Origin of the sequence: Buchnera aphidicola (Takecallis arundicolens) (genome assembly GCF_964058945.1) — a bacterium.
In the GTDB taxonomy this organism is placed as follows: Bacteria; Pseudomonadota; Gammaproteobacteria; order Enterobacterales; family Enterobacteriaceae; genus Buchnera_L; species Buchnera_L aphidicola_AH.
Window position 1 is genome coordinate 22,816 of record NZ_OZ060369.1, and the last position, 23,516, is coordinate 46,331.

At 26.8% G+C, this 23,516-nt stretch carries 16 protein-coding genes and 4 tRNA genes; 6 read left to right on the top strand and 14 right to left on the bottom strand.

The features are described from left to right. Positions 1–151: 151 nt before the first annotated feature. Positions 152–2,425, top strand: a complete 2,274-nt coding sequence (gene metE / locus AB4W50_RS00120; protein WP_367677150.1) for a 5-methyltetrahydropteroyltriglutamate--homocysteine S-methyltransferase — start codon at positions 152–154, stop codon at positions 2,423–2,425. Between the two features lie 85 nt (positions 2,426–2,510). On the opposite strand, the gene purH is transcribed toward metE, so the two are convergent. Further along, positions 2,511–4,100: a bifunctional phosphoribosylaminoimidazolecarboxamide formyltransferase/IMP cyclohydrolase gene (purH, locus tag AB4W50_RS00125; RefSeq protein ID WP_367677151.1), complete on the bottom strand. Its 1,590-nt coding sequence runs from the start codon at positions 4,098–4,100 to the stop codon at positions 2,511–2,513. A gap of 199 nt (positions 4,101–4,299) precedes the next feature. Between purH and AB4W50_RS00130 the strand changes: the two genes are divergently transcribed. Beyond that, on the top strand, positions 4,300–4,809 hold the full coding sequence (locus AB4W50_RS00130) for a TIGR00645 family protein (protein ID WP_367677152.1): 510 nt from the start codon (positions 4,300–4,302) through the stop codon (positions 4,807–4,809). A 117-nt stretch (positions 4,810–4,926) separates the two neighbouring features. Here the strand turns inward: AB4W50_RS00130 and rpoC are convergent, their stop codons facing one another. The 12 genes from rpoC to AB4W50_RS00190 form a co-directional block, all read right to left on the bottom strand. After that, positions 4,927–9,087, bottom strand: a complete 4,161-nt coding sequence (gene rpoC, locus AB4W50_RS00135) for a DNA-directed RNA polymerase subunit beta' (RefSeq protein ID WP_367677153.1) — start codon at positions 9,085–9,087, stop codon at positions 4,927–4,929. A gap of 72 nt (positions 9,088–9,159) precedes the next feature. After that, positions 9,160–13,188 (bottom strand): DNA-directed RNA polymerase subunit beta, encoded by a 4,029-nt coding sequence (gene rpoB / locus AB4W50_RS00140; RefSeq protein ID WP_367677317.1) that lies wholly within the window; start codon positions 13,186–13,188, stop codon positions 9,160–9,162. A gap of 261 nt (positions 13,189–13,449) precedes the next feature. Next, positions 13,450–13,818 (bottom strand): 50S ribosomal protein L7/L12, encoded by a 369-nt coding sequence (gene rplL, locus AB4W50_RS00145; RefSeq protein ID WP_367677154.1) that lies wholly within the window; start codon positions 13,816–13,818, stop codon positions 13,450–13,452. 66 nt (positions 13,819–13,884) lie between these two features. Beyond that, positions 13,885–14,385 (bottom strand): 50S ribosomal protein L10, encoded by a 501-nt coding sequence (rplJ, locus tag AB4W50_RS00150; RefSeq protein WP_367677155.1) that lies wholly within the window; start codon positions 14,383–14,385, stop codon positions 13,885–13,887. Between the two features lie 74 nt (positions 14,386–14,459). Beyond that, positions 14,460–15,152, bottom strand: a complete 693-nt coding sequence (gene rplA, locus AB4W50_RS00155; RefSeq protein WP_367677156.1) for a 50S ribosomal protein L1 — start codon at positions 15,150–15,152, stop codon at positions 14,460–14,462. Further along, entirely contained in the window at positions 15,153–15,581 is a 429-nt protein-coding gene (rplK, locus tag AB4W50_RS00160) for a 50S ribosomal protein L11 (protein WP_367677157.1), read from the bottom strand. Between the two features lie 57 nt (positions 15,582–15,638). After that, entirely contained in the window at positions 15,639–16,187 is a 549-nt protein-coding gene (gene nusG / locus AB4W50_RS00165; protein WP_367677158.1) for a transcription termination/antitermination protein NusG, read from the bottom strand. Between the two features lies 1 nt (position 16,188). After that, the gene (gene secE, locus AB4W50_RS00170; protein WP_367677159.1) at positions 16,189–16,377 is read right to left on the bottom strand and encodes a preprotein translocase subunit SecE; all 189 of its coding nucleotides are present in this window, start codon (positions 16,375–16,377) and stop codon (positions 16,189–16,191) included. Between the two features lie 194 nt (positions 16,378–16,571). Continuing rightward, a tRNA-Thr gene (locus AB4W50_RS00175) sits at positions 16,572–16,645 on the bottom strand. 10 nt (positions 16,646–16,655) lie between these two features. Continuing rightward, a tRNA-Gly gene (locus tag AB4W50_RS00180) sits at positions 16,656–16,727 on the bottom strand. A gap of 18 nt (positions 16,728–16,745) precedes the next feature. Next, positions 16,746–16,828: transfer RNA gene (locus tag AB4W50_RS00185), tRNA-Tyr, on the bottom strand. Between the two features lie 16 nt (positions 16,829–16,844). Further along, a tRNA-Thr gene (locus AB4W50_RS00190) sits at positions 16,845–16,917 on the bottom strand. Between the two features lie 196 nt (positions 16,918–17,113). Between AB4W50_RS00190 and AB4W50_RS00195 the strand changes: the two genes are divergently transcribed. The 4 genes from AB4W50_RS00195 (at position 17,114) to argH (ending at position 21,533) form a co-directional block, all read left to right on the top strand. Beyond that, positions 17,114–18,010: a methylenetetrahydrofolate reductase gene (locus AB4W50_RS00195; RefSeq protein WP_367677160.1), complete on the top strand. Its 897-nt coding sequence runs from the start codon at positions 17,114–17,116 to the stop codon at positions 18,008–18,010. A 66-nt stretch (positions 18,011–18,076) separates the two neighbouring features. Continuing rightward, positions 18,077–18,874: an acetylglutamate kinase gene (locus tag AB4W50_RS00200; protein WP_367677161.1), complete on the top strand. Its 798-nt coding sequence runs from the start codon at positions 18,077–18,079 to the stop codon at positions 18,872–18,874. After that, a complete protein-coding gene (locus tag AB4W50_RS00205; RefSeq protein ID WP_367677162.1) occupies positions 18,867–20,078 on the top strand; it encodes an argininosuccinate synthase in 1,212 nt (403 codons plus the stop codon). Before AB4W50_RS00200 ends, AB4W50_RS00205 begins: the two co-directional genes overlap by 8 nt. Before the next feature lie 63 nt (positions 20,079–20,141). Beyond that, positions 20,142–21,533 carry an argininosuccinate lyase gene (gene argH, locus AB4W50_RS00210; protein WP_367677163.1) on the top strand — a complete coding sequence of 464 codons (1,392 nt, stop codon included), beginning with the start codon at positions 20,142–20,144 and terminating at the stop codon, positions 21,531–21,533. Positions 21,534–21,635: 102 nt separating this feature from the next. Here the strand turns inward: argH and rpoD are convergent, their stop codons facing one another. Next, positions 21,636–23,459 (bottom strand): RNA polymerase sigma factor RpoD, encoded by a 1,824-nt coding sequence (gene rpoD, locus AB4W50_RS00215; protein WP_367677164.1) that lies wholly within the window; start codon positions 23,457–23,459, stop codon positions 21,636–21,638. Positions 23,460–23,516: the final 57 nt, after the last annotated feature.

Below are 23,516 nucleotides of genomic sequence, written 5' to 3' on the forward strand. Positions count from 1 at the left end.
ATAAGTATTGTTATTTACAATTATTTTTTAAAAATGTAGCATATATTATGTTTATTAAATTGATTATGGTGCAATTAATATTAATATGATATAATAAATTATTAGGGAAATTTATAATAATATTTATTAAAAAATTCATAGGATAGTATTTATGACCATTATGAATCATATTTTAGGATTTCCCAGAATAGGATCTAAGCGGGAATTAAAACAAGCACAGGAAAATTATTGGTTGAATAAAATTTCACAACGTCAGCTTCTTGATGTAGGTTCTAAACTTCGATTAAGACATTGGAAACAGCAACAGGAATTAGGTATTGATTTACTTCCTGTTGGTGATTTTTCTTGGTATGACCATGTTTTAACAACAAGCATGTTATTAGGTAATATTCCAAAGAGGCATCAAAATAAAGATGGTATAGTTGATTTAGATACATTATTTTATATTGCTAGAGGTACAGCGCCAAATAAAAAACCAGTTTTAGCATCTGAAATGACGAAATGGTTTAATACAAATTATCATTACATTGTTCCGGAATTTACTCAGAATCAACAATTTAGTTTAATGTGGTGTCAATTATTTCACGAAATTGATGAAGCATTAAATAACGGATATAAAGTTAAACCGGTTATTTTAGGTCCAATAACATATTTATGGTTAGGAAAAATTAAAGGTAATATTTTTAATCGATTGGATTTATTACGTAATTTATTACAAGTATATCAGGAAATATTATTCAAGCTTAAACAAAAAGGTATTGAATGGGTACAAATTGATGAGCCTATTTTAACATTAGAATTACCTAATGAATGGTTACAAGCTTTTCAATTAGCTTATACATCTTTATCTGGTAATTGTAATTTATTATTAACTACATATTTTGGTAGTATAGAGCATAATTTAAACACAATTATTAAATTACCTGTTCAAGGTTTACATGTTGATTTAGTACATGGAAAATATCATGTTTTAGAATTTAATAATTTGATACCAGATCATTGGATATTATCATTGGGTATTATTAATGGTCGTAACGTTTGGAAAGCAGATTTAAAATATTGGTTTAATTCTATTAATCCGATTTTAAAAGTTCGGAAAGATGTTTGGATTAGTGCTTCTTGTTCTTTTTTACATTGCCCTGTTGATTTAAAATATGAACAAAATATCAGTATTGAGATAAAAAACTGGTTTGCTTTTTCTGTTCAGAAATGTTATGAAATAAATTTATTAACTCAATCACTTAAATTAAATGATTCGACTATATTAGAAGAATGGAGCAATTTATTATATACGCATAATTATTCTAATCACGTGAATAATATATCTGTACAAAAATCAATTAATCAAATTAAAGATACTGATACAATTCGTAATACTCCTTACGTGATTCGTTCAAAATTGCAAAAGCAAAAATTTAATTTTCCAGTTTTACCTACTACTACAATTGGATCTTTTCCTCAGACGAAAGATATTAGAAAATTACGTCTTGATTATAAAAATAAAAAGATTAATTTTCAGAATTATAGTACAGAAATTAAAAAACATATTAAGTATGCTATTACAGCACAAGAATCCTTAGAACTTGATGTTTTAGTACACGGTGAATCAGAAAGAAGTGATATGGTTGAATATTTTGGTGAACATTTACATGGTTTTATATTTACAGATTTTGGATGGGTACAAAGTTATGGTTCAAGATGTGTAAAACCGCCTATTATTATCGGAGATGTTTATCGTTCTAATAAAATAACAATTGAATGGTTACAGTATGCACAATCATTAACTGCTCACCCAGTTAAAGCAATGTTAACTGGTCCTGTGACAATTTTATCTTGGTCTTTTATAAGAGAAGATTTGCCTAAACAAATAATTGCTAATCAAATTGCATTGGCATTACGTGATGAGGTTGCTGATTTAGAAGGTGTTGGTATACATATTATTCAAATTGATGAACCAGCCTTAAGAGAAGGGTTACCGTTAAAACAATCTGAATGGAATCAATATTTATCTTGGGCAACTAAATCATTTAGATTAGCTTCTTCTAAAGTACAAGATATTACACAAATTCATACGCATATGTGTTATTGTGAATTTCAGGATATTATGAATGCTGTTGTTGAATTAGACGCTGATGTAATAACTATTGAAACTGCTAGATCTGATATGGAGTTATTAAGATTTTTTAAAAAATTTCAATATCCAAATGAAATTGGTCCTGGTGTGTATGATATTCATTCACCAAATATTCCAAGTGTTCACGATATTGAAAGTTTGCTGAATGAAGCAATAAAGTATATTCCAATAGAGCGTTTGTGGGTGAACCCTGATTGTGGTTTAAAAACAAGAAATTGGACAGAAACAAATCTAGCTTTAAAAAATATGGTTATTGCAACAAAAAATATTCGTCAAAAATATAAAAACTAATATTTTTATTGAAATGTTTTTATAAAAAAAGGGGCGAGATTTACCCCTTTTTGTAATAATATTATGAATCATATTAAAATCTATATTAATGTTTGAATATTCTTTGATCAGTAAAAATCATACAAATTTCATGCTCATTTGCAGCTTGTATGACTTCTGCATCTCGGATCGATCCACCTGGTTGAATAATACAAGATATATTTTTATTTTTATTTTTACATTCATCAATACTATCCCGGAATGGGAAAAATGCATCAGAAGCCATAATAATGTTTTTGTCGTTTTTATTTATTATTTTTTTATTTTGAAAATATTTTAAGTTAGCAATTTTAACCGCTTCTAAACGATTTGTTTGTCCTGCTCCAATACTAATCGTATTAAATTGATTTGTATATATAATTGCATTAGATTTAACAAATTTTGCTATTTTCCAACAGAATATAGCATATTTTTTTTCTATTTCTGTAGGTTTTTTAGTACTTACAATACGCCATTTGTTAAAGTTTTCTATTTGATCATTTTTTTCTTGTACTAATAAACTGTGATTAATAGTTTTAAATTCGATTTTAGACACGTTTTTTTTATTATAATTACCAAAAATTAATAATTTAATTTTTTTATATTTTGTAATAATTTGTATTGCTTCTGTAGTAATTTCAGGTCCGATAATTAATTCAACAAACTGTTTTTTTATAATGGTAGAGATTATATCTTTATCTATAAGTTTATTAAATCCAATAATTCCTCCGAATGCTGAAATAGAATCGCTATTATAGGCATTTATATATGCTGAAATTAGATTTTTTGCACTAGATGCACCACATGGACTTCCATGTTTAATAATAACACATGTTGGATTAGAAAATTGATTCACACATTCAAATGCTATATGCGCATCATAAATATTGTTATATGATAAAGTTTCACCATTTATTTGTTGCATGGAATGTATATAATCCATATCATTTTTTTGATCTTGAATATATAATGCAGATTTTTGATGTGGATTTTCACCATATTTTAAATTTTGTTTTTTAATATACTTAATATAAATTTCTTCAGGTAAATCATTTTCTTTATTTATTGAAATAGAAATTTTATTTTTTAAATATTTAACAATTGATAAATCATAGTTTGTAGTATATTCAAAAGCTTTTTTTGCTAGTTTTAATCGTGTTTTTATACTAATATAACCTGTATTACGTATTTCATTTAAAAAATATTTATAATCTTCTATGTCTACTATTACAATAGTATGTTTGTAATTTTTAGCGGCTGCTCGTACCATTGCTGGACCCCCAATATCAATATTGGGTTTTATATCGTTGTTTATATTATATAATGTATTGCATGGATAAAAGTTTATTATTACTAAATCAATAATAGGAATATTGTATTTTATAGTAGTTGCAATATTTTTTTTATGTTGACCTAAAATTCCTCCAAAAATTTTTGGATGTAGTGTTTTTATCTGCCCATCTAGAATTTCAGGATATTGAGTTATTGTAGATACATTTTTTGTTATAATTTTATTTTTTTTTAAAAATTGTTCAGTTGAATTAGTTGTAAATATTGTAGTGTTTTTTTTAAATAATTCTTGTGCTAACATTAGAATATTGGTTTTGTCATAAACACTAATTAGTGCATTTTTAATTTTTTGATTTTTGCAATGCATATTTTTTTCCAAGAATGTACATATTATACTTTTAAAATAAGGTATAAAAGTATATTTTTTAAAAAAATGGTTTTTGATATTTATGAACTGATTTTTAACGTCATGTAATATTTAATTTTTTAAAAACGTACATTATATATATATGATATTATTCTACAATATTCATTCAAAACATATTAAATATATAAGGAGTGGAGGCATGGAAGAGAAAATTGAGAGAATGATATATGCTTCTCGTTGGTTAATGTTTCCAGTTTATGTTGGATTATCGTTTGGTTTTATTTTGTTAACATTAAAGTTTTTTCAACAAGTAATCTCTGTTATACCAGAAATTTTAATTATGTCAGAATCAGGTTTGGTATTGATTGTATTATCATTAATTGATATTTCTTTAGTTGGTGGATTATTAGTCATGGTTATGTTTTCAGGATATGAAAATTTTATTTCTAAGATGGATATTCATGATAGTACAAAACGATTAAGTTGGATGGGTACTATGGATGTTAATTCTATTAAAAATAAAGTAGCATCTTCAATAGTAGCGATTTCTTCTGTTCATTTATTACGATTATTTATGGAAGCAGAAAAAATATTAGATGATAAAATTATGTGGTGTGTAATTATTCATTTAACATTTGTGCTTTCAGCATTTGGTATGTCATATATTGATAAAATGACTAAAAAAAAAATGTTTCTTAACAAGATGTAGTATACATCCAAAAATTAATATATGTATATATTTTTATTCAACACAATATTGTGATAGCCATGTATTTAAAATCGGTTATCACAAATTATAGTATTATTTTATATTTATTACTATGCATCATATAATTTTATTTTTTATTTTTTTATTTTTTTGTTTTTTTTTTTTTTTAATACGATTAATATGATAAATATATCCTGTACCTGCTGGAATTAATCTACCAACAATAACATTTTCTTTTAGCCCCCTTAAGTTATCTCTTCTACCTGATACTGCTGCTTCAGTTAATACACGTGTTGTTTCTTGAAATGAAGCTGCAGATATAAAGGATTCTGTTGCTAAAGAAGCTTTAGTAATACCTAATAAATTTCTTGAAAAGGTAGCAGGTTTTTGATACATACTTTGTAATTTACTATTTTGTATTTTAATACGTGAATATTCTACTTGTTCACCATTTAAAAATTTAGATTGCCCAACATCAGTAATTGTAACTTTTCTTAGCATTTGTTTAATAATAACTTCAATATGTTTGTCATTAATTCTTACACCTTGTAATCTGTATACTGCCTGTACTTCATTAACAATGTATTTTGTTAGATGTTTTACACCTTTTAAACGTAAAATATCATGTGGAGATTCAATTCCATCAGAGATAATATCTCCTTTTTTTATTTTTTCTCCTTCAAATACATTGACTGGTCTCCATTTTGGAATCATAACTTCATATATTTGTTCATTTTTATTATATGGAGTAATTATTAATCGAATTTTACCTTTTGTTTCTTTACCAAACGATATTAATCCGTCTATTTCTGATAGGATTGCTAAATCTTTACCATATCTTGCTTCAAATAAGTCAGCAACTCTTGGTAATCCACCTGTAATATCTTTAGTTCCTCCGGTTGCTTGTGGAATTCTTGCAATAATATCTCCTGGATGTACTGTGCTTTTATCACTTAACTGTATTAATGCTTTTCCCGGTAAAAAATATTGAGCTGGTACTCCCCCAGAGATTAAAATATCTGTTCCATCTGGTTTTGTAATTTTTACTGTAGGTCGTAATTCTTTTCCTATATTTGTACGTTCTGGCGTATCTAATATTACTATAGCAGATAATCCAGTTAGTTCATCTGTTTGTTTCACAATACTTTGTCCTTCAATCATATCTATAAATTTTATATATCCTGCAACTTCAGTAACGATTGGTATAGTATGTGGGTCCCACGTAGCTAATGTTTCTCCAATATCTACTGTTTCTCCATGTCCTTTTTCTAGAGTAGCTCCATATGGTATTTTATATCGTTCCTTAATTTTTCCCATAAAATCTAATATATGTAATTCAACTTTTTTATCAACAATAACAGTTTTTCCATAGAAATTTAGTACTGTTTTAGCATTATTTAAATTAATTGTACCTTTATTTTTTACTTCAATACGTGATTCTGTAACAGATCTAGAAGCCGCTCCTCCGATATGGAATGTTCGCATGGTTAATTGTGTACCTGGTTCACCAATAGATTGTGCTGCTATTACACCAATTGCTTCACCAGTTTTTACTAATTCACCTCTTGCTAAATCATATCCATAACAACATGCACAAACACCAAAGTTAGTTTCGCAATGTACAACTGATCGCACTGTTATTACATCGATGTCGTATTTATCTAATATATCACAGTGATAATCACTGAGTAGTGTATTTTTTGAGATTAATATCTCATTTGAATTGGGATGTAGAATACTTGTTGTTGTTACACGTCCTAATACTCTTTCTCGTAGTGGTTCTTTAACTTCACTTCCTTCAATTATAGGATATAATTTAATACCTTTACTAGTTCCACAATCATATTCTGTTATTACTAAATCTTGTGCAACATCTACTAATCTACGTGTTAAATAACCAGAGTTAGCAGTTTTTAATGCAGTATCTGCTAAACCTTTTCTTGCTCCATGTGTTGAAATGAAATATTGTAATACATTTAATCCTTCTCTAAAATTTGCTGTAATTGGTGTTTCAATAATTGATCCATCAGGTTTAGCCATCAAACCTCGCATACCTGCTAATTGTCGAATTTGTGCTGCAGAGCCTCTTGATCCAGAATCAGCCATCATAAAAATATTATTAAAAGATTTTCGTTGTATATTTTTATCTTTTACATCTGCGTCATGTGCTATAGATAAGTTTTTCATCATTGCTTGTGATATTTTTTCATTAGAAGTAGACCATATATCAATAATTTTATTATATTTTTCCCCTGCTGTTACTAAACCGGATTGGAATTGTTCTTGTATTTCTAATACTTCATGTGTTGCTGTTTCAATAATACCCTCTTTTTCTTGTGGTATAACCATATCATCAATACCAACTGAAATACCTGATAATGTAGAATATTTAAATCCAGTATACATAATTTGATCTGCAAATAGAACTGTTTTTTTTAATCCTAAAGTTTTTGAACATAATGTTAATAAATATGAAATAGATTGTTTATTTAAAGTTTTATTTAATAAACTAAATGGTAATCCTTTTGGAAAGATCTGCCATAAAATTGCTCTTCCAACACTGGTACGGATAATATTTGATTTTTTGATAAATGTATTTATTTTCGTTTTAGTATATTCGATAATTTTTACATTTATTATTGCATGTAAATCAATTGCTCCCATTTGGTATACTTTTTCTACTTCGCGTACATCTTTAAATAAACATCCTTCTCCTTTACTTTGTTTTTTTTGTCTAGTCATATAATACAATCCCAAAACAACGTCTTGAGATGGAATAATTACAGGTTCACCATTTGCTGGTGAAAGAATATTTTTTGTTGACATCATTAATGACTGTGCTTCAAGTTGTGATTCTTGAGTTAAAGGTATATGTACAGCCATTTGATCGCCATCGAAATCTGCATTATATGCAGCACATACTAATGGGTGTAATTGTATAGATTTTCCTTCTATTAAGATTGGATTAAATGCTTGTATTCCTAATCTATGTAATGTTGGTGCACGATTTAATAAAATTGGATGTTTATTAATAATTTCATCTAGTACATCCCATATTATTGGGTCAGACAATTCAACCATTCTTTTGGCGCTTTTTATAGTTGCTGCAAATCCTTTACTTTCTAATTTACCTAGAACAAATGGTTTAAATAATTCTAATGCCATTTTTTTTGGTAATCCACATTGATTTAATTTTAAGTATGGTCCAACAGTAATTACAGAACGACCAGAATAATCTACTCTTTTTCCTAATAAGTTTTGTCGGAATCTACCTTGCTTTCCTTTTATCATATCTGCTAATGATTTTAATGGTCGTTTATTTGATCCTAAAATTGCTTTACCTCTTCTTCCATTATCAAGTAGTGCATCAACTGCTTCTTGTAACATTCTTTTTTCATTACGAATTATAATATCTGGAGCAAAAAGTTCTAATAATCTTTTTAAACGGTTATTTCTGTTTATTACACGTCTATATAAGTCATTTAAATCAGACGTTGCAAATCTTCCTCCATCTAGTGGAACTAATGGTCTTAAATCAGGTGGTAAAATTGGTAATACATTTAAAATCATCCACTCTGGTTTATTATTGGATAAAATAAATGATTCTATGATTTTAATTCTTTTAGTTAATTTTTTTTTCTTATTTTCTGCATATATATTTTGTAATTCATTATGTAGTTTTTCATGTTCTTCTGATAGATCAATATCTTTTAATAGTATTTGAATTGCTTCTGCTCCCATTTGAGCATCAAATTCATCTCCAAATTCTTCTACAGCATCTAAATATTGTTCTTCTGTTAGAATTTGTTTTCTTTCAAGATCCGTCATACCTTCTTCTATGATGATATAAGATTCAAAATATAGTACTCTTTCTATATCACGTAACGGTATATCTAATAGCAAGCTTATTTTTGACGGTAATGATTTCAAAAACCAGATATGAGATACTGGTGTGGCTAATTCAATATGCCCCATACGTTCTCTACGTACACGTGTTTGAGTTACTTCTACACCGCATTTTTCACACATAATACCGCGGTGTTTAAGTCTTTTATATTTACCACATAAACACTCGTAATCTTTAATTGGTCCAAAGATTTTTGAACAAAATAATCCATCTCTTTCAGGTTTAAATGTACGATAATTAATAGTTTCTGGTTTTTTTACTTCTCCAAATGACCAGGCACGAATTGTATTTGGAGAAGCAAGTTGAATTTTAATAGAATTAAAGTCTTCAATAGTATTATTATTTTTTATAAATTGTATTACGTCTTTCACAAAACACTCCGTTATTTTAAAATTTTTATTAAGTGATTTTAAAGATGATTGTGTGTTTATTATTGATGTTTTTTATTCGTCGTCAAGTTCAATGTTGATACCTAAAGATCGAATTTCGCGTAATAATACATTGAATGATTCTGGCATACCCGGATTCATATGGTAACTACTTTTTACTATATTCTTATATATTTTTGTTCTACCTAAAACATCATCTGATTTTACAGTTAGCATTTCTTGTAAAGTGTATGCTGCTCCGTATGCTTCTAACGCCCATACTTCCATTTCTCCAAATCTTTGTCCACCAAATTGTGCTTTTCCACCTAGTGGTTGTTGGGTAATTAAACTATATGATCCTGTAGATCGTGCATGCATTTTATCATCTACTAGATGGTTTAATTTAAGCATATACATGTATCCTACTGTAATCGGTCTGTCAAATTTATTACCGGTACGCCCATCAAATAAATTAATTTGACCAGATTTTGGTATACCTCCTAATTGTAATAATTCTTTAATTTCTTGTTCCTTTGCTCCGTCGAATACCGGTGTTGCAATTGGTAGTCCATTTTTATAATTTTCTGCTAATGTTAATATTTCAGAATCAGAAAAATTATCAAAATTAATTTTTTGTCTAATTTTATGACCTGTATTAAATGCTTTTTGTATAAATTGTCGGATATGTATAATGGATTTTTCTTGTTTTAACATGTTATCAATTTTGTTACCTATTCCTTTTGCTGCCATACCTAAATGTGTTTCTAATATTTGACCAATATTCATTCGTGATGGTACACCTAATGGATTAAGTACAATATCAACTGGTATTCCATATTTATCATATGGCATATCTTCAATTGGATTAATTTTTGATATTACTCCTTTATTTCCATGCCTTCCTGCAATTTTATCACCAGTTTGTATTTGTCTTTTTATTGCTAAATATATTTTAATTGTTTTTAATACTCCAGGTGCTAGATCATCACCTTGTATAATTTTCTTTTTTTTAAAATCTATTTTTTTTTCAAATTCTTTTTTACAAGAGTTATATTCATCAAGTATGCTATTAATTTGATTAAATATTTTTTGATCAGTAATTTCAATTTTATTCCATATTTCTTGATTGATTTTATTTAATTTTTGTTCTGATATTCCATAGTTTATTAAAATATTTTTTATTCTTTCAAAGAAATAATATTTAAATATTTTAAATTCTCTCGTTAATTCTTTTTGGATATTTTTAATTTGCATATTTTCGATTTCTAATGTTCTTTTATCTTTCTCTACTCCATTTCTTGTAAATATTTGTACATCTATTACTGTACCTGAAATTCCACTGGGTACTCTTAGTGATGAGTCTTTAACATCGGATGCTTTTTCTCCAAATATTGCTCGTAATAGTTTTTCTTCTGGTGTTAATTGACTTTCATTTTTTGGTGTTACTTTTCCAACCAGAATATCACCTTCTGTTACTTCAGCTCCGATATATACAATACCTGATGCATCTAGTTTTGAAAGACAAGATTCACTAATACCTGGTATATCTGCACTAATTTCTTCAGGTCCTAATTTAGTATCACGAGCCATACAAGATAGTTCTTGAATGTGAATTGTGGTGAATTGATCTCGGTGTATAATTTTTTCTGAAATTAATATTGAATCTTCAAAGTTATATCCGTGCCATGACATAAATGCTACTCGCATGTTTTGTCCTAAAGCTAGTTCACCTAAATCTGTTGCCGGGCCATCTGCTAAGACGTTTTTTTTGCTAATTTTATCACCTATTTTAATGCATGGTACTTGATTAATACAAGTATTTTGATTGGATCGAGTATATTTAATTAGATTATAAATATCAATACCAGCTTCTTCTGGTGTGATATTATTTTCATCAACTTTTATAATAATTCTAGATGAATCAACGTATTTTACTATACCACTTCTTTTAGCGACAGCTGTAACGCCTGAGTCTACAGCAACGGATCGTTCTATTCCTGTTCCGACTAATGGTTTTTCTGCTCGCATAGTTGGAATCGCTTGTCTTTGCATATTAGCACCCATCAAAGCTCGATTAGCATCATCGTGTTCTAAAAAAGGTATTAATGATGCTCCAACAGAAACTATTTGTTGCGCAGAAACATCCATGTAATTAATTTTTTTTCTATGAAAAAAACTTGATTCTCCTTGAAAACGACATGTAATTAAAGAATCTAATAATTGTCCTTTTGGTCCAATATTGGTATTTACTTGGGCAATAACATAATTATTTTCTTCTAAAGCTGATAAATAATGTATATTATTTGTTACTACTCCATTATTGACTTTTCTATATGGAGTTTCTAAAAAACCATATGTATTAATTTTTGCATATAATGCTAAAGAATTAATTAATCCAATATTTGGTCCTTCCGGAGTTTCAATTGGGCAAATTCGACCATAATGTGTTGGATGTACATCTCTTACTTCAAATCCAGCTCTTTCTCTTGTTAATCCACCAATTCCAAGTGCTGAAATTCGTCTTTTATGTGTGATTTCAGAAAGAGGATTATTTTGATCCATGAATTGCGATAGTTGGCTTGATGTAAAAAATTCTTTGACAACAGCTGAGATTGGTTTAGAGTTAATTATATCTTGAGGCATTAATGTATCTAAATCTCCTAAAGATAATCTATCTTTAATGGTTCTTTCCACTCGAATTAAACCAATGCGAAATTGATTTTCAATCATTTCTCCAATAGACCTAATACGCCTATTACCTAAATGATCAATATCATCAATTTTACCTTTTCCATCACGGATGCTAATTAATTTACGAATTACATCAATAATATCTTGTTTACTTAGCACATTTCGTTTTGTTTTTTTGTTTTTACATACAGCGTTATCAAATTTCATCCTTCCAACGGAAGAAAGGTCGTATCGATCTTCTGAAAAAAATAAATTTGAAAATAAGTGTTCGGATGCTTCTTTAGTTGGCGGTTCTCCTGGTCGCATAATACGATATATTTCTATTAGTGCACTTGTAGTATCAGATGCTGGATCCATTCTTAATGTTTTTGAAATATATGGTCCTCGATCACTACGATTGATAAAAATAGTTTCTATAGTATTAATTCGATATTTTTTTATTTTTTTTATGTGTTCGGCAGTTAATTTTGTATTAGCAGTAAAAATTATCTTTTTATTTTTTAAATCAAAATGATCTTTGGAAAGAATTTGTCCTATTATATGTTCTATTGGTACAGGAGTTGATTTAATATTTTCTTTTTTTAACATTTTAATGTGTTGATTATTGATTTTTTCTCCTTTTTTTATATATACAATATTATTATGAATAATATTACATGATATTTTTTCATCTTTTAATTCGTCTGGGTTAAATTCTAAGTATATTTTGTTATTAATAAATCTATAAATCATCGTATCAAAAAATAAATTTAAAATTTCTGTAGTATTATACCCTAGAGCACGTAATATAATACTTACTGGAATTTTTTTACGTCTATCAATACGTGCAAATAAATTATCTTTATGGTCAAATTCAAAATCTAACCAAGAACCTCGGTACGGTATAATTCGTGCATGATATAAAGTTTTTCCTGATGCATGTGTTTTTCCTTTATCGCTATCAAAAAATACGCCTGGACTCCGATGTAATTGAGATACAACAACTCTTTCAGTTCCATTAATAATAAATGTTCCATTATCTGTCATAACTGGTACTTCACCCATATATACTTCTTGTTCTTTTATATTTTTTATATTTTCATTTTTTCCATCTGGTTCATAAACTATTAACCTTAATGTTACGCGTATTGAGATAGAATATGTTGTTCCTCTGATTTGACAATCTCTAGCATTAAATATTGGTTTTCCTAGGAAATAATCAACATATTGTAATTCTGCATTATGATTATAGCTTTTAATAGGGAAAATAGATTGAAAAACTGATTCTAAACCTTTTTGTTGTGTTTTATCTTTTTGAATAAATTTATTGTAAGAGTTTATTTGTACAGAAAGGAGATAGGGAATATCTAACACTGTTACATATTTTCCAAAATCTTTCCGAATGCGTTTTTTTTCGGTCTCAGAATACACTATTACACGCCCAATCTTTTAGATAATGGATTTATATATATTAAAAATAATTTAATATATATAAAGTGGATTATAAATATTGTTACCTTAAATAACAATACCGTGAAATTAATATTTATATATTCTTTTAATATACTATATTTTATAATATGTTTTTATTTTATAATAATATAATATATGAATACTATCTTGTAGCTGGTGATATGATTTTTCACCAGCATATTATTTATAAATATATCTATAATTATTAAATATAATTTTAGATTATTTAATTTCAATAGTAGCACCAGCTTTTTCTAAAGTATTTTTAAATGTTTCAGCATCTTTTTTATTTACTTTTTCTTTTAGTGTAGTTGGTGCTGATTCTACTAAATCTTTTGATTCTTTTAATCCTAAACTCATGGTGCTACGAACAGCTTTAATAACTGCGATTTTATTATTACCAAAGGATTTTAGTAATACATCAAATTCTGTTTTTTCTTCTGGTTGTTCTAGTTTTTGATTTTGATTTTGTGTAACAACTGGAATAGAAGATACACCAAATTTTTTTTCCATAGTAGAAACAAGATCAACAATTTCGATAACAGACATTGTTGATATTGCTTCTATGATTTGTTCTTTTGTAATAGCCATTATTAAAGATTCCTAACAACAATAAAAATTAATTTTATTTAATGTTTTAGTTTACTACAGTAGTATTTATTTTGATATTATTTTCTTTTTTTTAATTTCTAATAATGTAGAAAATAATTGTCCTATCGTTGCAGTTTTTATGGTTATTATAAAGTGTGTTATTGCTTCTGTAAAACTTGGTAAATTTGCTAAAGTATGAATTTCTGTTTGCGATAATATTTTATCATGCATAGCAGCGGTGACAATTTTAAAACTCTGATTTTCTTGAGAAAATTTTTTAAATATTTTTGCTACACTACCGGGATTCTCCAATGAAAATCCAATTAGAGTTGATCCATGAATTTTTGTATTTAAACATTTTAGTTTTGTTTTTTTTAAAGCGATTTTTAATAATGTGTGTTTCACAACATATAAAAATACATTTTCTGTACGACCAGTCTTTCTGAGTGTGGTAATTTTTTTTGCTGGAATATTTTTTATTGTTGCAATGACTGCAGATAATGCTTTTTTTGCTATTGTATTAATTTTCATAACAATACTTTTTTTTGTTTCTAAATTTAACGCCATGTATTTTCTGTTTCCTTAATGTATTTTATAAAAATATGTATTTTATCAATTTTGATCTTAAAATTTTTTATTTTTTATATTACACTATTTAAATCAATGATAATACCACATCCCATAGTGGATGATAGAATTAATTTTTTAATAAAATTTCCTTTAGAATTTTTTGGTTTTAATTTTTTTATTTCAGTTATTAATGTTTTTAGATTGTCATATATTTGGTCATCTGTAAAATTTATTTTTCCAATTGTAGTATGTATAATTCCATTTTTATCATTTTTATATCTTATATTTCCTTTTTTTGCATTTTTTACTGCTGTTTTGATATCTTCTGTAATCGTTCCTGTTTTTATGTTTGGCATTAGCCCTCTTGGTCCTAGAATTGGACCTAATGTACTTACAATATGCATGGTATCAGGAGAAGCAATAATAACATCAAAACTATTTTTTTTGTTTTTTAATATTGAGACAATATCTAATGATCCAGCTATATCTGCTCCATATTGTTTAGCTATTTCTATATTTTTACCTTGCGTAAAAACAGCAATTTTAATTTTTTTACCTAAACCATGTGGTAAAATTGTTGCACCTCTGATTGTTTGTTCAGTTTTTTTTGGATCGATTCCTAAATTCATGGATACATCAATACTTTCAACAAAATTATTTGTTTGATATTTTTTTAGTATTTTAATAGCTTTTTTTATATTATATTCTTGATTTAGATTAATTTTTTTTATTAAAATTTGTTTTCTTTTTGTAATTTTAATCATTTAGTCCTCAATTGTTAAACCCATAGATTTTGCTGTGCCTTGAATAGAATTTTTTATTTTATCAAGATTAGCACCTGTCATATCTGAAAGTTTAATTTCTGCTATTTCTTGCATTTGTTGTTGTGTAATTTTACCTACTTGTTCTATTTTAGGTTTTTTAGAACCTTTTTCGATTTTAGAATATTTTTTTAATAAAAAAGAAGCTGGAGGAGTTTTTATAATAAATGTAAATGATCGATCAGTGTATACTGTAATTATTACAGGGATTGGCATATTTTTTTCTAAATCTTTAGTTTTTTCATTAAATTTTTTACAAAATTCCATAATATTTACTCCTTTTTGTCCTAGAGCGGGTCCAATTGGAGGACTAGGATTTGCCATTCCAGCAGGAATCTGTAATTTTATATACGATTGGATTTTTTTTGCCATATTTTCTCTTTATATAAAGATATTTGTGTATTAATATAAGTATATTATTATATATTTTTATGTATTTTTTTCAACTTGACTAAAGTTTAATTCTACTGGTGTAGATCTTCCAAATATTGATACAGAAACTGTTAATCGGTTTTTTCCATAATCTACATTTTCTACAACACCTGGAAATCCTATAAATGGTCCGTTTTTTACTCGTATTTTTTCGCCTGGTGTGTATATAATCTTTGGTCTTGGTTGATCACCTAATTCTAATAATCGGCGATTAATTTTTTCAATTTCAATATCATCAATAGGTGCAGGTTGATTTGATGATCGTCCTATAAATCCAATAATTTTTGGTACGCTTTTTATAAGTGCCCAACTTTTTTCATTTAAGTGCATATTAATTAAAATATAACCTGGAAAAAATTTAATTTCACTTTTTTTTTTTTTTCCGGATTTCATTTCTACTACTTGTTCTCCCGGTACCATTATTTTACCGAATAGGTTTTTTTCTTTACTAGATCCAATTTGTTCTTTTATTTTTTGAACGACATGGTTTTCTAGACCTGAAAAAGTTTGTAAAATATACCAACTTTTTTTTGTATTATTATACATTTTAAAACCGTAGTGTCATAATGGATGATATTATGAGAAATAAAGTTTTATCCATAATACATAAAATTAAAGATAATAGTATACTGGTAATCAATATAGTAAATGTTGTTTTTATAGTTGCATCCATTGTTGGCCAACATATATTATTTATTTCTTGTTTTAATATTTTTATGAAATGAATTATTTTCATATTTTAATTTTAATTTTTTAATGTGTTAATTATATTATTTTTATAATAAATATATTATAACATAATGCAACATGTCAATATTCATATAATATATATATTATAATTTTATTTTTATAATTATTTTTTATTTTTTATTATATTTTTTGTATTTTAAATTATCTTTTAAAATAATATTTAATTTTATTGGTATTTTTTGCTGATACCCAGATTCGAACTGGGGGTCTCACCCTTACCAAGGGTGTGCTCTAACCAACTGAGCCATATCAGCTTAATTTTCAAGCGGGTAGCGGGAGTCGAACCCGCATTTTTAGCTTGGAAGGCTAAAGTAATAACCATTATACCATATCCGCGTTGTATTATATTTTGTATGGTGGAGGAAGGATTCGAACCTTCGAAGTCGTTAGACGGCAGATTTACAGTCTGCTCCCTTTAGCCACTCGGGAACTCCACCTAAAATCAATAATTTATGCCGGCTACCGGAATCGAACTGGTGACCTACTGATTACAAGTCAGTTGCTCTACCTGCTGAGCTAAGCCGGCGAAATATTTTTTATCTCTTACCTTATATATTACTTTTAGATAACGAATTATGCAAGTTTAAATTTCATTTTTTTTAAATTTTATATAGTTTTTTATAAACTATTTAAGATAAATAGTAATACTATTATATACTATTAAAAAATATAATTTTAAAAATTTTTCGATTATTCGATGAACTATAATAAAGGATATAATTATGAATAAACCTTATCATCATTATGAAACATTATATCAAACTATATTTGATATTCGATCAAAAGTAGATGTTTCTTTTGAGTTTTTTCCACCAAAAATATTTAATCAAAAAAATAATACTTTTTTATCTACAATGGAAAAATTAAGTATATTTAATCCAAAATTTATTTCAGTAACATGTTCTCCGAATATAGAACATGTTATTGATTATACTTACCAAGCTATTCAACATATTCCTGTTAATTTAAATTTAAATATTGCTCCTCATATTACTTATATTAATAACATTGATAAAATTACAGAATTAGCTAAAAAATATTGGGAGAATGGGATTCGAAGAGTGGTTGCTTTGCGTGGTGATGTTGTATCACAAGAATATTGTGCTGAAGTTTATGCATGTGATTTAGTAAAATTATTAAAAAAAATTGCTGATTTTGATATTTCAGTTGCTGCATATCCTGAGATACATCCTGAAGCACATAGTGCTAAATTAGATTTATTTTATTTAAAAAAAAAAATTGATTGTGGTGCTAATAGAGCAATTACTCAATTTTTTTTTGATGCTGAAAAATATTTAAGGTTTCGAGATCGTTGTGTTTCGGTAGGTATTACTGTTGATATTATTCCCGGAATTTTACCAATTTTAAGTGTCCAACAACTTAAGAAATTTATTCGTTTAACAAATGTTTATGTTCCTTCTTGGATACATAATTTGTTTAATAATCTTGATAGTAATGATGTTTATTTAAATAAAATGATTGGTTTGATGGTATGTACGAATATTATTCAAAAATTATGTGCTGAAGGAGTAAAGGATTTTCATTTTTATACACTTAATCAATTTGATATCACATATGCTTTATGTTCAATACTCAAAAGTAAGATAAAAGTAAATTAATTTTTGTGATATAAGTTTTAATTTATATGATATTAATATAAATTATTTCAAAATGAGTATACTTGTATGAAACATGTATTAGTTATAAAATTAGGAGGTATGTTATTAAGTAGTGTTTTTGCTATGAATAATTTTTTTAAAACACTATATGAATATAAAAAAATAAATCAGAATATTTTGCTTGTACATGGAGGTGAAATATGGGCAAAAAATTTATTAAGTAATACATTTAGTTTGAATCAAGAGAATAAAGTATTTCATTTAGATTATAACAATAATGTAAATAATGATTTTAAATTTGGTATATTTTCAGGAACAATTAATTCAAATATTTTAAAATATGCCGGTCTTCATGGAATTAATGCCATTGGTTTACATTGTACTGATGGTGATACTATTATATTTAAATCATCAGATATACGAGATTGTATATTTTATAAAAATAATTCATTAACATTTATTAATTCTCTTTTGAAATCTAATATTATGCCAATTATTAGTCCAACCGCTATTACTAAAGATAATCTATTAATTAATGTAGATTCTGATTTAATAGCTGTATTATTAGCACAAGCATTTCAAGCACGTTTAATTATGTTAACAGATGTGAGTGGAGTATTAGATGGTAAAGGACATGTTATTAGAAAAATTAATTATTTAATGTATGAACAATTAATATGCGACGGTATAATTAGTTCAGGTATGTTAATTAAAGTGAATTTAGCTATGCAAGCTGCACAATATTTAAAGAGTCCAGTTAATATTGCAGGTTGTACTGATCGTATCAAATTAAAAAAAATATTTTCTGGTAATGCTATTGGTACTATTATTTTAAATTCAGATAAGGAAAGATCTCATGCATAATAGTAAACATATTGGAAAAGTAGTTTTAGCATATTCTGGTGGTTTAGATACTTCAGCGATTATTCCATGGATTAAAGAAAATTATTCATTAGATGTTATAGCATTTGTTGCTGATATTGGGCAATCAAAACAAGATTTGGATGGGATATCTGAAAAAGCTATAAAGTCAGGAGCAATAGAGTGTTATATCGTTGATCTAAAAGAAAAATTTATTAAGGATTATATTTTTCCAGTATTAAGTACTGGAGCATTATATGAAGGAAATTATTTATTAGGAACAGCAATGGCAAGACCAATTATTGCAAAAGAGCAAATAAAATTAGCAATTAAAACACAGGCTATTGCTGTTTGTCATGGAGCAACTGGTAAAGGAAATGACCAAATTAGATTTGAAATGGCTTATGCTGCTTTGGCGCCTCATTTACAAGTTTTATCTCCTTGGAGAGAATGGAAATTATCTTCTCGAGAAGAATTAATTGAGTATTTGCAGGTGAGAAATATTCCAACAACTGCGACAAAAGAAAAAATTTATAGTAGAGATGAAAACATTTGGCATATTTCAACAGAAGGTGGAATATTAGAAAATACTTGGAACGCTTCAGATAAAAATTGTTGGGTTTGGACTAATGATCCTGTTTGTGCACCAAATGAAGCTGAATATGTTACTATAGAATTTAGTAAAGGATATCCTATTTCTGTTAATGATCATTCTTTAAGTTTATTATGTATATTACAATATCTAAATAAAATTGGTTCAAAACATGGTATAGGACGTATTGATATTGTTGAAAATCGTGTTATCGGTATTAAATCACGAGGATGTTATGAAACTCCAGGTGGAACTATTATAGTTGCAGCAATGCGAGCGATTGAACAGTTGGTTTTAGATCGTAACAGTTTTCAATGGAGAGAACAACTTGGTTTAAAAATGGCCTCTATAGTATATGATGGGCTTTGGTTTACACCTGTAAGAGAAGCAATACAACATTCAGCTATGGTATTTTTTAATATGTTATCTGGTAAGGTTGTATTAAAATTATATAAAGGTAATGTTTTTGTAATGAAGAAATATGCTCGTAATACATTATATTTAGAGGAATTTGCTACTTTTGGAAAAGATACGGTATATGATCATCATGATGCTCAAGGATTTATTAAATTATTTTCTTTATCTTCTAAAATTCGAGCTTTACAAAATAAATAACATAATATTTTATTTGTAAATTGATGTTATATTTTTTATACACATTATAAAGGTTTAATATTTATGAATCAAAATAAAAAATTATGGGGGGGTCGATTTTATAAACAAGCTCATCCATTATTTGAGAAATTTAATAGTTCTTTATATGATGATTATTTTTTAGCAAAATATGATATATTAGGTTCAATTGCATGGTCAAAATCTTTATTAGAGTGTAATGTATTAACTATATCCGAGCAATATCAAATTGAAGTTGCATTAAATAAAATCTTAAAAGAAGTAGAAAAACATCCTAAAATTATGTTAGATACATTATCAGAAGATATTCATAGCTGGATAGAATACAAACTAATTTCATTTGTTGGAGATTTAGGAAAAAAATTACATACAGGTCGTAGTCGAAATGATCAAGTTACGACGAGTTTAAAACTATGGTGTAAATATATTACAAATAAATTAATTATTTATTTACAAAAAGTACAATATGCATTAATTTTGCAGGCTGAAATATCATTTAAATACATTATGCCAGGATATACACATTTACAGAGAGCACAACCTATTACATTTGCGTATTGGTGTTTAGCATACGTCGAAATGTTTAAACGAGATGAAAATCGATTGCAAGATTCATTGCTAAGGTTAAATATTAGTCCACTAGGATCTGGAGCATTATCTGGAACATATTGTAATATTAATCGAGATATATTAGCATTTAAATTGGGTTTCCAAAATATTACAAAAAATAGTTTAGATGCTGTTTCTGATCGTGATTATGTTGTAGAATTATTATCTATATCATCTATTAGTATGATGCATTTATCAAGATTTTCTGAAGATTTAATTTTTTTTAATGCAGGAGAAGTAAATTTTATTGAATTATCAGATTTTGTTACTTCAGGTTCATCTTTAATGCCTCAAAAAAAAAATCCAGATGCATTAGAATTAATTAGAGGTAAAACAGGTACAGTATATGGATGTTTAATGAATATGTTAGTTTTATTGAAAGGATTACCTTTATCTTATAATAAAGACATGCAGGAAGATAAAAAAATTTTATTTTCTGGGATTCATACTTGGATTATGTGTTTAAAGATGGCCGAACTTGTTATACAAACAGTTAAGGTTAATACAGAAGTTTGTTTAAAATCTGCTAAAAAAGGATATGCTAATTCTACAGAATTAACAGAATATTTGGTAAATAAAGGTGTAACATTTAGAGAAGCACATTTTATTGTTGGAAAAATTGTTTTGGCTGCAATTAATAAACAATGTTCTTTAGAAGACTTAAGTTTAGATTTTTTTCAAAGATATCATTCTGCTTTTAAAGATGATTTATATAATAAATTAAATTTATTTACTTGTATTAATAGTAAGAACGCAATAGGAGGTGTTTCTTTTAACCAAGTTTTGAATCACATTTTAGAGGTTAAAAAAACTTTGTATTATGATTAATTATTATTTTTTTTTGTATTATATTTTTTTTTAAAAATGATATTTTTATATAATTAGCTTCCACTTGGCTTCAGGAAGCTATATTTTTTATTATCTTGATTATTAATCATCTAAAAAATTTTTCAAGATATCTGCCCGACTTGGATGTCGTAATTTACGTAATGCTTTTGCTTCAATTTGTCTGATTCGTTCTCTAGTTACTGCAAATTGTTTTCCTACTTCTTCTAGCGTGTGATCAGTATGCATATCAATTCCAAAACGCATTCTTAATACTTTAGCTTCTCTTGGTGTAAGCGCAGATAAAATATTATATGTTGCTAATCTTAAACTTTCTGTTGTTGCTAAGTTAATAGGTAATTCTAAATTTGTATCTTCAATAAAATCACTTAATTGTGAATCTTCATCATCACCTACTGGTGTTTCCATAGATATTGGTTCTTTAGCTATTTTTAATACTTTACGAATTTTTTCTTCTGGGATTAACATTCTTGTTGATAATTCTTCTGGTGTTGGTTCTCTTCCAATTTCTTGTAAGATTTGTCTAGAAATACGATTTAACTTATTAATTGTTTCAATCATATGTACTGGTATTCGAATGGTTCTAGCTTGATCAGCAATAGATCGTGTAATTGCTTGTCTAATCCACCAAGTTGCATATGTTGAAAATTTATATCCTCTTTTATATTCAAATTTTTCTACAGCTTTCATTAAACCAATATTACCTTCTTGTATAAGATCTAAAAATTGTAATCCTCTATTAGTATATTTTTTAGCAATTGAAATTACTAATCTTAAATTTGCTTCTATCATTTCTTTTTTAGCTTTTTTAGTTTGTATTTCTCCCAGAATCATACGTTTATTAATTTTTTTTATGTCTTGTATCATTAATCCGGTTTCTTTTTCAATTTGTTTTAACTTTTGCATGATAATATAAAATGTATTTTTTAATTTATTTAGTTGTTCTGCCCAAGATGTTTTAATTTTTCCTATATTTTGTAACCATTTTTTATTAGTTTCATTTCCAATAAAAAATTTTATAAATATTTTTTTAGGTATTTTACATTTTTCAATGCATAATTTCATAATTAATCGTTCTTCAATTCTAATTCTTTTTATCATATTACGCATATTATGCATTAAATAATCAAATTGTTTGGGTACTAATTTGACTGTTTTAAACATTCGGGATAGTTTATTAATTTCTTTTTTTACATATTTATTATTCCTATTTTTTGTATTAGTAATATTAGAAACTGTTATATATTGGTATTTTAAATTAATAAAGAATTGTTCTGCTAATTCTGGATCGATATTATATTCTTCTGGTGTGATGTTAGTTTCTGTTTCTGACGTGTTTTGTTTATTACTATGGTAATTATTATTAATATTTGGTTGTATAAAAAAATTTTTTTTTATATGAGATTGTGTAAATCCAGAAATTACATCAGATAATCTAATTTGTCCTAACTGTACACGTTCATATTGATTTAATAGGTATATGATTGCTTCAGGATATGTAGAAACAGAGGATTGTATTTGGTGCATACCCGATTCAATTTTTTTTGCTATATTAATTTCTCCTTCTCGAGTTAGTAATGCAACAGTACCCATTTCACGCATGTACATACGGACTGGATCTGTTGTGCGTCCAAGTTCTGTATCTGTATCATTATTTTCTTGTACTGTGGATGTATTTGCATTTTTATTATTTTTTGTATTGATGTTTAAGTTTTTTTTTTGTTTTTTTGGTATATTATCAACGACTTGAATACCCATATCATTAATCATTTGAATAATATCTTCAATTTGATTTGAATGAATAACTTTTTTTGGAAGATAAGTATGAATATCTAGATAAGTTAAATATCCCTGTGCTTTTCCATGTATAATTAATAATTTAATTTGTAATTGTGATTTTTTTTCCATAATAAATATCCTATGATATTATGTTAATATAAAAGAGTCATGTGTTATAATAATTTT